11 protein-coding genes are annotated in these 13,068 nt (G+C 71.1%); 10 read left to right on the top strand and 1 reads right to left on the bottom strand.

Features of this window, described 5'->3' with window-relative positions; all coding sequences use genetic code 11:
- The first annotated feature begins 19 nt into the window (after nucleotides 1–19).
- Nucleotides 20–1,063 carry a zinc-binding dehydrogenase gene (locus Psi02_RS23110; RefSeq protein ID WP_203977485.1) on the top strand — a complete coding sequence of 348 codons (1,044 nt, stop codon included), beginning with the start codon at nucleotides 20–22 and terminating at the stop codon, nucleotides 1,061–1,063.
- Between the two features lie 29 nt (nucleotides 1,064–1,092).
- On the opposite strand, the gene Psi02_RS23105 is transcribed toward Psi02_RS23110, so the two are convergent.
- Nucleotides 1,093–3,111 carry a WD40 repeat domain-containing serine/threonine protein kinase gene (locus tag Psi02_RS23105; RefSeq protein WP_239095086.1) on the bottom strand — a complete coding sequence of 673 codons (2,019 nt, stop codon included), beginning with the start codon at nucleotides 3,109–3,111 and terminating at the stop codon, nucleotides 1,093–1,095.
- Between the two features lie 191 nt (nucleotides 3,112–3,302).
- Between Psi02_RS23105 and mdcA the strand changes: the two genes are divergently transcribed.
- The 9 genes from mdcA to Psi02_RS23060 all read left to right on the top strand — a co-directional run bounded on the left by mdcA (nucleotide 3,303) and on the right by Psi02_RS23060 (nucleotide 12,873).
- Complete coding sequence (gene mdcA / locus Psi02_RS23100; RefSeq protein ID WP_203977483.1) at nucleotides 3,303–4,955, top strand: malonate decarboxylase subunit alpha; 1,653 nt, start codon at nucleotides 3,303–3,305, stop codon at nucleotides 4,953–4,955.
- A complete protein-coding gene (locus Psi02_RS23095) occupies nucleotides 4,924–5,844 on the top strand; it encodes a triphosphoribosyl-dephospho-CoA synthase (RefSeq protein WP_203977481.1) in 921 nt (306 codons plus the stop codon). The genes mdcA and Psi02_RS23095 overlap by 32 nt, the downstream gene beginning before the upstream one ends.
- The gene (locus Psi02_RS23090; RefSeq protein ID WP_203977479.1) at nucleotides 5,832–6,125 is read left to right on the top strand and encodes a malonate decarboxylase subunit delta; all 294 of its coding nucleotides are present in this window, start codon (nucleotides 5,832–5,834) and stop codon (nucleotides 6,123–6,125) included. The genes Psi02_RS23095 and Psi02_RS23090 overlap by 13 nt, the downstream gene beginning before the upstream one ends.
- Nucleotides 6,122–7,021 carry a biotin-independent malonate decarboxylase subunit beta gene (locus Psi02_RS23085; RefSeq protein ID WP_203977477.1) on the top strand — a complete coding sequence of 300 codons (900 nt, stop codon included), beginning with the start codon at nucleotides 6,122–6,124 and terminating at the stop codon, nucleotides 7,019–7,021. The genes Psi02_RS23090 and Psi02_RS23085 overlap by 4 nt, the downstream gene beginning before the upstream one ends.
- Nucleotides 7,018–7,824: a biotin-independent malonate decarboxylase subunit gamma gene (gene mdcE / locus Psi02_RS23080; protein ID WP_203977475.1), complete on the top strand. Its 807-nt coding sequence runs from the start codon at nucleotides 7,018–7,020 to the stop codon at nucleotides 7,822–7,824. The genes Psi02_RS23085 and mdcE overlap by 4 nt, the downstream gene beginning before the upstream one ends.
- Nucleotides 7,815–8,429: a malonate decarboxylase holo-ACP synthase gene (locus Psi02_RS23075; protein WP_203977473.1), complete on the top strand. Its 615-nt coding sequence runs from the start codon at nucleotides 7,815–7,817 to the stop codon at nucleotides 8,427–8,429. The genes mdcE and Psi02_RS23075 overlap by 10 nt, the downstream gene beginning before the upstream one ends.
- Nucleotides 8,414–9,391 carry a malonate decarboxylase subunit epsilon gene (locus Psi02_RS23070; protein WP_203977471.1) on the top strand — a complete coding sequence of 326 codons (978 nt, stop codon included), beginning with the start codon at nucleotides 8,414–8,416 and terminating at the stop codon, nucleotides 9,389–9,391. Before Psi02_RS23075 ends, Psi02_RS23070 begins: the two co-directional genes overlap by 16 nt.
- A 366-nt stretch (nucleotides 9,392–9,757) precedes the next feature.
- Nucleotides 9,758–12,424, top strand: coding sequence for a beta-N-acetylhexosaminidase (locus Psi02_RS23065; RefSeq protein ID WP_308442257.1), 2,667 nt, complete (start codon nucleotides 9,758–9,760; stop codon nucleotides 12,422–12,424).
- A 248-nt stretch (nucleotides 12,425–12,672) separates the two neighbouring features.
- The gene (locus Psi02_RS23060; RefSeq protein WP_203977467.1) at nucleotides 12,673–12,873 is read left to right on the top strand and encodes a hypothetical protein; all 201 of its coding nucleotides are present in this window, start codon (nucleotides 12,673–12,675) and stop codon (nucleotides 12,871–12,873) included.
- Nucleotides 12,874–13,068: the final 195 nt, after the last annotated feature.

The following is a 13,068-nucleotide window of genomic DNA, read 5'->3' as shown; positions in this document are numbered from 1 at the left end:
GAACGAAGGCGAACTCTCCGTGCGTGCCGCTCTCTACCTGTCCGCTGGGAACGTCGTCGTCGACGACGTGCCCGACGCGTCGTTGTCCCAGCCCACCGACGCCGTGGTCAGGGTTCTCCGTTCCTGCGTCTGCGGTTCGGACCTGTGGTCCTACCGCGGCGTCATCAACCGCGCCGAGCGATCCCGGCTGGGCCACGAATTCATGGGCATCGTCGAGGAGGTCGGCGACGAGGTCCGGACTCTCCACCCCGGCGACCTCGTCGTCGCGCCCTTCAAATGGTCCGACAACACCTGCCCGGCCTGCGTGGACGGGATCCAGAGCTCGTGCGCCAACGGCGGCACCTTCGGCGCGCCGGGCACCGACGGCGGCCAGGGCGAGGCCGTGCGGGTTCCCCAGGCGGACGGAACCCTCGTGGCCGTGCCGGGCGGCGTGAGCGGAGTCGACGAGTCGCTGTACGCCGCGCTCCTGTCCACCTCCGACGTGATGGCCACGGGGCTGCACGGAGCAGTCATGGCCGGGGTCACCGAAGGTTCGGCGGTGGCCGTCATCGGCGACGGGGCGGTCGGACTGTGCGCGGTGCTCGGGGCGAAGGCCGTCCTCGGGGCCGACCGGATCTTCCTGATGAGCCGGCACGCAGACCGCGCCGCGATCGGCAAGGCGTTCGGAGCGACGGACGTCATCGCCGAGCGGGGCGACGAGGGCATCGCGGCCGTCCGCGAAAGGACCGGCGGCCTGGGCGTCCGCCATGTGGTGGAAGCGGTCGGCACGCCCGAGTCCTGGGCGATGGCCGTCGGCATGGCCCGCGAGGGAGGAGCGATCGGCGCGGTCGGCATGCCGCACACGATGCCGGAGTTGCCGCTGTTCCAGCCCCTCATCCACCATCTGAGCCTGAATCTCGGGGTCGCTCCCGTCCGCAGGTACCTCCCCGACCTGATCTCGCGGATCGTGGAGGGCACCCTCGATCCCGGCCCGGTCTTCGACACCACGCTCCCGCTGGAGGACGTGGCCCAGGGGTATGCCGCGATGGCCTCCCGGGAGTCCATCAAGGTCATGCTCAAGTGAGCGATCACGCCTGAGCGGTCCGGCTGTGGTCACCCCTTCAGGTTCCACAGCCGGACGGTGAGATCGCCGCTCCCGCTGGCCAGGATTCCTCCGTCCGGGCTGAACGCCACCGACAGCACGATGTCGGTGTGACCGGTCAGGACCTTGGTGGGCCTGCTGAATGTCATGTCCCACAGCCGGACGGCGCCGTCGAAGCCGCTGCTGGCGAGCGTTCCGCCGTCCGGGCTGAACGCCAGGCCCGCGACACTGTCCGTGTGGCCGGCGAGGGTGCCGATGAGGCGCCGGCTGTCCACATCCCATAACAGGACGTCGTCGCCGCAGGCGCCGGCGAGAGTCCTGCCGTCGGGGCTGAAGACCACCGCGTCGACCGGCTCCGGCTCCTCGGGGAACACGGCCACGGAACGTCCCGACGAGGTGCCCCACAGCCGGACCGTTCCGCCGTCACTGGTCGCGAGGAGCTCGCCGTCAGGGCTGTAGGCGACTCCGAAGACGCTGTCGTCGGTGGTGAGGACGTCGACGGTGCGCCCGGTCGCGACGTCCCACAGGCGGACGGTGCCGTCCCAGCCGGCACTCGCCAGGGTCCTGCCGTCGGGGCTGAACGCCACCGTCCAGACATAGTCGGTGTGATCGGTGAGGACGGCGGTGGTGCGCCCGGTCGCGACGTCCCACAGCCGGACGGTCAGGTCCATGCTCCCGCTCGCGAGCGTCTTGCCGTCCGGGCTGAAGGCAACAGATCTGACGGAGTCGTCGTGGCCCTCGAAGTCGGCGATGGAACGCTTGGAGGCCACGTTCCACATGCGGATGTCTCCCGAGCCGTTCCCGCAGGCGAGGATCGAGCCGTCCGGGCTGAAGTCCATCTGGGTGACGGAGGGATCGCCGGGAGAACCTTCGTAGGTGAGGATCTCGGCGGGAGGGCTCGCGGCGATCTCGGGCTGGACGGCGAACTCGGGGCGAGCGGTGACTTCGGGTTCCGCGGAGCGGCTGGGCGCCGGGCCGGTGTCGCCTGGGGGATCGTCGGAGGCCGCGACGATGACGATCGCGGGCACGGAGATCGCGGCCGCGGCGGCGAGCCCGCCGATGAGCACCGAGCGGCGCCTGATCAACCGGGGTGCGGGCGGGGGCGGCGGCGCCTCCAGGTGCTCCGTCGCCGTGTGACCGCCGTGATTCTCGAGGGCGGCGCGCGACTGCGACTCCCTCGATGTGATCATGTCGACGACGGTGGGCGGCAGGTCACCGGCGCCGGGTGCGCTCAGCCGGGCCAGGATGTCACTCATGGACGGCCTGGCCGCCGGGTCCTTGGCCAGGCAGGCGGTGATCAGGTCACGCAGCCCGTTCCCCAGGGGCACACCGACGAGGTCGGGAGGCTCACTGATGACGCGGTGCACGACGGCGGCGATGGATCCCGCGTCGAAGGGGCTGTGGCCCGTGGCGGCGTAGGCGAGGACGCAGCCCAGGGAGAAGGCGTCGCCGGCCGGCCCGACCTGCTCCGCCCGGACCTGCTCGGGGGACATGTACGCGAAGGTGCCGACGACGGCGCCGGTGAGGGTCACACCGCCCGCGCCGTCCAGGGCACGGGCGATGCCGAAGTCGATCACGCGTGGCCCGTCGGTGGCCAGGATCACGTTGGCGGGTTTCAGATCCCGGTGCACGAGCCCGGACCTGTGGATGGCGGCGAGGCCTTCGGCCAGACCCGCGCCCAGGGACCGGATCGCCTCCGGAGGCAGCGGACCGTATTGGACGACGGCCTCCTGCAGGGACGGCCCCGGGATGTACGCCGTCACCATCCAGGGCGGGTCGGCGGACGGGTCGGCGTCGACGACCGGCGCGGTGTGGAAACCGCCCACGCTCCGGGCGGCCTCGACCTCCCTGGCGAACCTGGCGCGGAACTGCTCGCTGCCGGCGTGCTCGGGACGGATGAGTTTGACCGCGACCGGGCGTCCTCCGGGCGAGCGTCCGAAGAACACCTGCCCCATGCCGCCCGCGCCGAGACGCCCCAGTAGCCGATACGTGCCGACCTGCGCCGGATCGCCCGGTTGGAGAGGATCCATCCGCGCTCGCCCATCTTCGACAAGAAATCCTCGGCGACATCACTGATGACCGCCCATGTTGGATCTTGTCAGGAAACACGCGGCCCGGGAAGCGCTTCCAGCCCGATCGAGCCTGTGACGTTTTAACTGCCTTTGAGTTAATTGCGCCGCCGTTCGAGGCATCACGGACGGATGACGGCATTGGGCAGGCCGTGACGCCCGCGAGGGCGGCACCCCGGGACTGGACCCAGCGGCGGACGGCGAAGCGGGAGCGGTTGGAGGCGGTGCGCTCCTTCACCTCGGGCCGGGTGCTGGACGCCGGGCGGATGCGCGACGCCCTGCAGTCGCTGCTGCGTCCGGGTGATCGGGTCGCGCTGGAGGGCGACAACCAGAAACAGGCGGACTTCCTCGCCGAGGCGCTGGCCGATTGCGATCCGGGCGTGCTCCACGACCTGCATCTGCTGATCTCCTCGATCAGCCTGCGTGAGCATCTGGACGTCTTCGAGCGCGGCGTGGCCCGCCGTCTCGACTTCGCGTACGCCGGCCCGCAGAGCGTGCGCATGGCGCAGTTGCTCGCCGACGGCAAGGTCGAGGTCGGGGCGGTCCACACCTACGTCGAGTTGTACGCGCGGATGTTCGTCGACCTCACTCCGGATGTCGCGCTGCTCTGCGCCGAGCAGGCGGACCGCGAGGGAAACCTGTACACCGGCCCCGGCACGGAAGACACCCCGACCATCGCGGAGGCGGCGGCGTTCCGCGGCGGGGTGGTGCTGGTCCAGGTCAACGAACTGGTGGAGCGGGTTCCCCGAGTGGACATCCCCGGCGACTGGGTGGACCTCATCGTGGAGAGCCCCCGGCCGTACGTGCTGGAACCGCTGTTCACCCGGGACCCCCGGGAAATCGGCCAGGTGAGCATCCTGATGGCCATGCTGGCTCTGCGCGGCGTCTACGAACGGCACGAGGTGACGACGCTGAATCACGGCATCGGCTTCGACACCGCCGCGATCGAACTCATCCTGCCCACCTACGGCGAGGAACTGGGCCTGCGGGGGAAGATCTGCAGGCACTGGACGCTCAACCCGCATCCGACGCTCATCCCCGCCATCGAGAGCGGCTGGGTCGAGTCGGTGCACTGTTTCGGCGGCGAACCCGGCACGGAGCGCTACGTCGCCGCCCGCCCCGACGTGTTCTTCACCGGCGGCGACGGATCGCTCCGCTCGAACCGGGTGTTGTGCCAGCTCGCCGGTCAGTACGCCGTGGACATGTTCATCGGGTCGTCGCTGCAGATCGACGCCGACGCGAACTCCTCCACCGTGACCGAGGGCCGTCTCACCGGTTTCGGCGGCGCCCCCAACATGGGACACGATCCGCACGGCCGCAGGCACGCCTCCCCCGCATGGCTGAGCCTGCTCACCGGTGAGGCCCCCGCACTGCGGGGACGCAAACTCGTCGTGCAGATCACCCAGACCTTCCGCTCCGGCGGCACTCCGGTGTTCGTCGAGTCGCTGGACGCGGTCCAGGTGGGCAAGGACTCCGGCATGCCGATCCCGCCGATCATGATCTACGGCGACGACGTCAGCCACGTGGTCACGGAAGAGGGCGTGGCCTATCTCTACAAGGCCGCCGGCCTGGCCGACCGGCGGGAAGCGCTGGCCGCGATCGCGGGCGCCACCCCGGTCGGCCGGCGCCTGGACGAGCGGCGCGTCGAGGCACTGCGCCGCGACGGTCTGGTCGCGCTGCCCGAGGACCTCAAGGTCGACGTCCGCCGGGCGCGACGTTCCCTGCTGGCGGCCCGCAGCGTCGAAGATCTCGTCGCCTGGTCTGGAGGCCTGTATGACCCACCCGCCCAGTTCCGGACCTGGTGATCCGCCGGTGATCGCCGGCGGTGACGCGCGGGCGCCGTCCGCGACTCTGCTCGCCGATCTCGCGGTCAGGGCGCTCCATGAGGAGGCCCGGCTGGGTCCCAAGCCCGGCCTGGTCGACCACCGCGGCGGCGGCGCGCACGACGACATGGATCTGCCGCTCCTGCTCGCCTCCGCCGAGGCGCTGCGCCCCGTCTTCAGATCCGCCGCGGACGCGGCGAGTCGAACGGCCATCGGGGTCGGGCTCCGCGAAGAGCTGGGCCGGCTCGGCCGTACGGGCGACCAGGTCATGCTGCGGGTCACTCGGGGGGTGAACACGCACCGCGGGGCGCTGTGGGCGCTCGGACTGCTGGTCGCCGCCGCCGGCGGCTCCCGCGACGAGCGGGAGGCGGCCTGTCGCGCGGCCCGCCTGGCCGCCCTCCCCGATCGGCACGGCCCGGCGCGGACCGTCTCCCATGGCGAGCGGGTGCGGCGGCGATACGGGGGGTGCGGCGCTCGGGGCGAGGCCGAGGCCGCCTTCCCCCACGTCATCGGGGTCGCCTTGCCGCGGCTGCGCCGGGCCAGAGCGGCCGGGCTCGCCGAGGACCTGGCCCGCTTGGACGCGCTGCTGGAGGTGATGAGCCTCCTGGACGACACCTGCGTCCTGCATCGTGGCGGTCTCGGGGGGCTGCGCGTCGTCCAGCGCGGCGCCGCGCGCGTCCTGGGCGAGGGAGGCGCGGGAACGGAATCCGGCCGGGCCGCTCTCATGGAGTTGGACGAGCGGCTCCGGGCACACCGGCTCTCGCCGGGTGGGAGCGGCGACCTGCTGGCCGCCGCGCTCTTCCTCGACATGGTGCCGTGGCCGGAGCATCTCACCGAGGCCGAACGGGGGATGGTCGCGTGCAGACGCTGAACTTCGAGTTCCCGGCCGACCGGCCGCCTCCCCGACGGGCGCACGTCGGGGTGGTCGGCTCAGGAGACCTGGAGATCCTGATGACGCCGGAGCCGCCCGGCACCGCGCGAGTACGTGTACGCACCAGCGTCGACGGGTTCGACACGGTGTGGCGAACCGTGCTGGAGCGGTTCTTCGCCCGGCACCGTGTCGCCGCCGCCTTCGAGCTCAACGACTTCGGTGCCACTCCCGGCGTGGTCACCCTGCGCCTGCGGCAGGCCGTCGAGGAGAGCAGACGATGACGTCCCCTCCACCGGCGGCGGACGGGCCCACGGACTGGACCGCGATACTCGCCCGCACCGGCTTCATCGAACTGGACGCCCGGGCGCGCGCCACGGCGCTGCTCGACGACGGCACCGCCCGCGAGCTGTGCGGCCCCTTCGACCGCATCGAGTCGCCCTGGCTGGAACCCCAGGGCGTGGTCCCGCAGTCCGACGACGGCGTCATCGTCGTCAAGGGAAGGCTCGACGGACGGCCCGCGGTCGTGATCGCCATCGAACAGGCGTTTCAGGGCGGCGGCATCGGTGAGGTCTCCGGTGTGAAGATCGCCGCCGCGCTTTCTCTGGCCGCCCGGGACAGCCGCGACGGCACCCCGACCGTCGCGGTCCTGCTCCTGGAGACCGGAGGCGTACGCCTTCAGGAGGCCAACCTGGGCTTGGCCACGGTCGCGGAGGTGTGCTCCGCGTTGCTGGAACTGCGCGCCCTTCAGCCCGTCATCGGCGTCATCGCCGGGACGCTGGGCTGTTTCGGCGGCATGAGCATCGCCGCCGGACTGTGCAGCACGTTGATCATCACAGCGGAGGGCCGTCTCGGGCTGGACGGTCCCCAGGTGATCGAGTCCGAGGCCGGCGTCGCCGAGTTCGACGCCTCCGACCACACACTGATCTGGTCGATCGACGGCGGCGCGCAACGCACCAGGACCGGCCTGGCGGACGTGCTGGTCCTCGACGACGTCACCGCCATGCGATCCGCCGTGATCGAGGCCATGGAACGCGGGGTCCCGGGCGAACACCGCTCCCGGCGGATCGGCGAGCTGCGAGCGCGCCTCGAAGCCGTCGACCCGACCGACCCGCCGGCGCCGGCGGACCTCGCGGCCGTGTGGGCGCACGCCGTACCCCGGGAGGGAGACCGGCCATGAGCCGCGGTCAGAGCTGGACTCGGGCACTCGCCGACGGCGACGTGACCCATGTGGTCCCCTCCGTGATCACAGCGGACGCCGCGCTGGGCGCCGACACCGCCCGCCTTATCGCCGTCGTGCCGGACCCGCGAAGCCCCTACCGCCGAGCCCGGAAGGGCGAGGTCGGCCTCCGCGAAGGGCTCGCCCTCGCCGAGACGGTGACCGGCGCGGTCACCGAGGACGCGCATCGGGCCGAGGACCGCCGCCGCCCGATCGTCGCCGTCGTCGACCTCCCGAGCCAGGCCTACGGACGCGTCGAAGAGCTGCTCGGCATCCACCATGCGCTCGCCGCCGCCGTGGACGCCTACGCATCCGCCCGTGCGGCCGGACACCCCGTGATCACACTCATCGTCGGGACGGCGCTGTCCGGTGGCCTGCTCGCCCACGGTTATCAGGCGAACCAGATCCTGGCGCTCGACGACCCCGGCGTCGTGATCCACGCCATGCACAAGGAGGCCGCGGCGAGGGTGACCCGCCGGACCTCCGACGAGCTCGACGAGCTGGCCGCCCGCATCCCCCCGCTGTCCTATGAGGTCGCCGACTGGGCGAAGCTCGGCCTGTGCGACGAACTCCTGGACGTGGAGGACGCCGACGACCCGACCGAGACAGACGTGCGGACGGCGAAGGACGCGCTCACCGCCGCCGTCGAACGGGCCCGCCGCGGCCCCCGCGACCTGAGCAACCGTCTCACCTCACCCGGCGCCCGGGTGACCCGGGCGGCCTCCCGTCGCATCCGCGAGGCGCTCGCCGCCCAATGGCACTGACCCCGCGCCCACACGACCTGCTGCGACTCACCGGGAGCGCGGCACTCGCCGTCGCGCTCCCCGGCTGGGCCTCCGCATCGCTCGCCGCCTGCCCCTGGGGCGTCGTACGGCGGGCTCCACACCCGCCCGGCCTGATCCCCGTCGGCCTGCGCGGATCTCAGCGATGGCAACGCCATGCCGTCCTCGTCCCCGCCGGCGCGGTGACCCGCCGCGTGCCGCCAGAGGAACTGAACCGGCTGCGCCCCCGCCTCCCCAGGCTGGCCGTCACCCTGTCCTCCGTCGCCCTGCGGCTGACCGCCGAGCTGGGCGGTGACACCGTCTGGGGTCCGGTCGGCAGCGTCGGCTTCGAACTCGCCACCGGCCAGGCCGCCACTCACCCTGGAAGCGATCTGGACCTGCTGATCCGGACACCGCGCAGGCTGGAGCCGAGCGTGGCCGCCCGGTTGGTGGACGCCTTCGCCGCTCTCGCCGGTACGGTCGACTGCCAGCTGGAGACCCCGTGTGGCGGGGTAAGCCTCATCGAATGGGCCCGTACCGGCGGTCCCGTCCTGGCCCGCACCGGCCACGGCCCCGAGCTGGTGGACGACCCGTGGGTCCTCGCGTGAGAGTCGCCTTCCTCTATCCCGGCCAGGGCACCCAGCGACCCGGGATGCTCCACGACCTCCCCGATCACGCGGCCGTCGCCGCGACCCTCACCGAGGCCGAGCGGATCCTGCCCGGCTCGTCCCGGCAGGACACGGCTCAGGCGCTGGAATCGACCGTCACCACGCAAGTCGCGCTCTGCGTCGCCGGAGTCGCCGCGACCAGGGCCCTCGCCGACGAGGGCGTGACTCCCGACGCCGTGGCCGGGCACTCCATCGGAGCGTTCCCCGCCGCCGTCGCCGCCGGGGTCCTCACCTTCGCGGAAGCCCTCGTGGCCGTGCGCCACCGCGGCGAACTGATGCGTGACGCCTACCCTTCCGGTTACGGCATGGCCGCCGTCCTCGGGCTGAGCGTGTCCCACGTCCGGCGCATGGTCGAATCGATCAGCACCGGGGACGACCCGGCCTACGTGGCGGTCGTCGACACCGACGAGCAGATCGTGGTCGCGGGCAGCACCCTGGCCCTGGAGCGCCTGACCACGACGGCCGCGCACGCCGGCGCCCGGCGTGTGCAGCGCCTGGACATCGGCGTCCCCTCACACTGCCCGTTGCTCGACGGCGTCGCCGGCGCCATGGCGGACCACCTCGGCGCGGTCCCCCGCCGTCGCCTGACCGTCCCCTATGTCAGCGACTCCACCGGCCGCCTCCTCGACGACGCCGGCGCCGTCCTCGACGACCTCGCCCTCGGCATCGCCACGACGGTGAAATGGCGCGACGCCACCGCCATCCTCGGCGAGCTCGGCACGGCCCTGTTCATCCAGACACCCCCGGGACACGTACTCGCCCGGATGGCCGGTGCCGCTCACCCGCACGCCCGCGTCATCGCCCTGGCCGAGACCGGCATCGCCGACACCGCGGAAATCACCCGCCGAGTGCGGACACGCCCGCCGAGCCCGGCGGCAGGAGCGCTGGACGCGGGTACGTGATCCCCGGGGCAGGCCCGGGTAGGGAACGCCCTCGTCCCTGATCCGCTCATGACGCTCCGAGAGCGATTCGCCTTCCCGGTATAGACCGGCTGCCGCAACGGCCATCGTTGTTGCGAATCCGATACATGGCGGTATAGACCAAAACTTTGCCTTCTGTTTACCCTGACAGCCTTAGACCCCTACATAAGGGATCTATCCGCCGCCCAAGGCCGCCAACCGGTATAGACCAGCCACCCCCCAAGAGCAAGGCGGTAATCGAGATGAGCAAGAAGATCGCCGGGATGGTCGGTCTCCTGGCCGCGTGAACTCCCCACCACCACATCAGGAAGCTGCACGGACGCTGCAGCGCCGAACGGGTCGCCGGACATGTCCAACCAATGCCCGGACGCGGCCCGTGCTGGAGGTATGCGGTACCCCGATTTAAGGAGTGACGTGAAGATCTCGTTCCTATCGGCGAAGCGCGAGCAGAGAAGGGGCCGTGGCGGAAGTCGGCGGCCTCGGGCCCGCGCGCTCTCTGCTTTGACAATCGGTGCGCTCCTCGCCACAACCTTCACCGGTGTCACGGCGAACGCCGCACAGGCCGGCACGGCGTCGACGGCGCCGGCATCACCCCAGATCGTTCCTCTCCCGGTTTCGATGAGCACCACGGCCGGGGACGACTTCACTCTCGGCTCCGGTGCCCGCATCGTGGTGGACGACCCCTCCGCCGTCGGGATCGCCGACCAACTGGCAGCCGTCCTGCGCCCCTCCACGGGCTACGCGCTGCCGGTCTCGCAGGGCTCCGCCGCGACCGGCGACATCTCCCTGGCCTTGGGCGACCCGGGCGTCCCCGCCGCCGAGGGCTACAAGCTGGACGTCACGCACAGCGGAATCAAGATCACCGCAGCCAATGGGCACGGCCTGTTCAACGGTGTGCAGACGCTCCGGCAGTTGTTCCCCGTCTGGGTCGAGAGCAAGACGCCGCAGCCGGCCACGTGGGCCGTCCCCGGGGTTCAGATCTCCGACTATCCCCGCTACGACTACCGCGGCGCGATGCTCGACATCGGCCGGCACTTCGAGCCGGTCTCCGTGGTCAAGAGCTACATCGACGAGATCACGGCGTACAAGGTGAATACGCTGCACCTGCATCTCAGCGATGACCAGGGCTTCCGGATCGCCATCAACGGCCGTCCCGAGCTCACCGACATCGGCAGCCAGTACTCCGGCGGCACGAGCAGGGCGTCCGACGGAACCACCAACGCTGACCCGGGCGGCTTCTGGACCCAGGCGGACTACGTCGACGTCGTCAACTACGCCGCGTCGCGTTTCGTCACGGTGGTGCCGGAGATCGACAGCCCAGGGCACAACAACTCGATCATCATGTCGTACGCCTCCGCCGAGGCGCAGGCGTACAAGGGCGGCTCGATCTACGACCCGAGCATCAACTGCAGCAACAAGAAGCCGCCGGTGTGGAACCTCAGCAACGCGGTGAACTACAGCGCGCTCTGCCCGGACAGCCCGTTGACCTGGCAGATCACCACGGACATCATCGAGCAGTTGTCCGCTCTGACTCCAGGGCCGTACTTCCACATGGGTGGTGACGAGGTCTCGACGGCACTCCTGCCCGCCAGCGCGTACCAGTCCTTCATCACCCGCGAGTCCAAGATCGTGAAGGCCCAGGGCAAGATCGCGATGGGCTGGAACGAGATCGGCGAGGCGCCCTTCGGGTCCGACCCGGAGATGCCGCAGGGTGTCGTGCAGTACTGGGGCACCTCTCCCAACGGGTCGGGCGGCGACTCGGGGCGGGTCGCGGTGCAGAAGGGCATGAAGATCGTCATGTCCCCCGCCAACAAGACCTACCTCGACATGAAGTACAACTCGAGCACGCCGATCGGGACCACCTGGGCCTGCACCTGCGACAACGACGTCTTCTACAACTGGGAGCCGAGCACGCTCATCCCGGCGCGCACGGTGTCCGGCAACACGTTGCCCGCGGTCACCGACGCCGACATCATCGGCGTCGAGGCGCCACTGTGGACGGAGACGGTCAAGAACCTCGCCCAGATCGAGTTCATGGCCTTCCCCCGGCTCACCGCCATCGCGGAGATCGGGTGGTCGCCGAAGGCGGGGCCGGATCACCCCGACCGCACCCTGGCCTCCTTCAAGGTCCGTGACGCCGCGCAGGGCGGACGCTGGCAGGCGCGGAACCAGAACTTCTACGCCTCGCCCAACGTGCCCTGGGGTCTCGATCTGGTCGCCGGCGAACAGTCGCTGAGCGACCGGAACGCGATCACCGGGCCGCTGGCGACCCTGGCCGCTCCCGGCAAGACGCTCGGCGCCCTGTCCGCCACGATCGAATGGGGCGACGGCACCACCTCGGCGGGCACGCTGAGCGGCAGAGAGGCCACCAACCAGATCGTCAACGGCCTCTACACGATCAGCGGCGATCACACGTACGCCGGATCCGGTCTCTACGAGGCGAAGGTGACCGTGTCCGGCGCCACCGCCAGCGTGGTCGCCGGCTTCACCGTCAGGGCGACCGGCGTCCCCGCGTGCACGACCACGGTCACCGGGACCCACTCCGGTCCGCTGACCGTCTCCTCCGGTGTCACGTGCCTGGACGGCGCGACGGTCAACGGACCCGTGACCGTGCGGACCGGCGCCGGGCTGTACGCGTCCGGTTCCCAGGTGCGCGGACCGCTGTCAGCGTCCGGTGCGGTCGACGTCCTGCTGTGCGACACCACGGTGTCCGGACCCGCCGCCCTGACCGGCGGGGTTCGGGTCTGGATCGGCAACGGGAACGGGGACTGCGCACCGGCCACGGTCAAGGGCCCGGTGACGGTCACCGGCACCACGGGTCAGGTGACGATCGACGGCGCGACGGTGAGCGGCCCGCTCGTCCTGCAGAACAACAATGTGCAGGCGGCGCCGATCGTCGCCGGCAACCACGTCGGCGGGCCGCTGTCGTGTACCGGGAACTCCCCGGCACCGAGCAACGGCGGCACGCCCAACACCGTGTCCGGCCCGAAGGCGGGACAGTGCGCCACCCTGTAGGCGGACGACACGATCGGCGGGACGTGCGGCCCGGCAGGTGAGGGCGGCGGCACGCCGATCGTGAGACACGGCCGGGTCCCTCGCGCTCCGCAAGGAGCATCCGAGGGACCCGGCTCATGTCATTTCTGCCAGTTTGGTATCACCACCGGGAATCCCAGGCCGTTGACTCGCTGCGTGATGCATTTTACTTTTGTGTCACTTCCACATGGACGTGCGTGATGTCCCCCTGATCACGCGAGGTGACGCGAATGGCGCTGCACAAGGCAGGGACCGCATTCCTGAGACGAACCGCAGCCAGTAGCGGGAAGCCGCCGCACGAGACGACCTCCGGCCGGGCGCACGGACCGGCCGCCACGCATGAGAACCTCGGCGCCTTCCGCCACGACATGCCGCGAGCCGCGGTCGGGGCCCACGCCCCGCGGCTCGGCGAAGCCGCCGTACCCCTGTAACTCGGACGCTCCCCTGCCACGCACCGAACCGGTCGGCGACGCCGGCACCGGACCGTTCTGAGCCCACGGGCAAGACCCGTACACACCCCGCTGTCCCGATGAGCGGGCGGCGAAGGAGATCGCCTGCCGCCCGGCGATGGCGCACGCCCTCATGGCCGGGCGACGCCGTGAGGCCGGCGACGTCCGCGCCGCGCA

The sequence above is a fragment of the Planotetraspora silvatica genome (assembly GCF_016863315.1).
GTDB classification, from domain to species: domain Bacteria; phylum Actinomycetota; class Actinomycetes; order Streptosporangiales; family Streptosporangiaceae; genus Planotetraspora; species Planotetraspora silvatica.
Note: the sequence above shows the minus strand (reverse complement) of the source record. Positions and strands in the feature narration are given on the sequence as shown.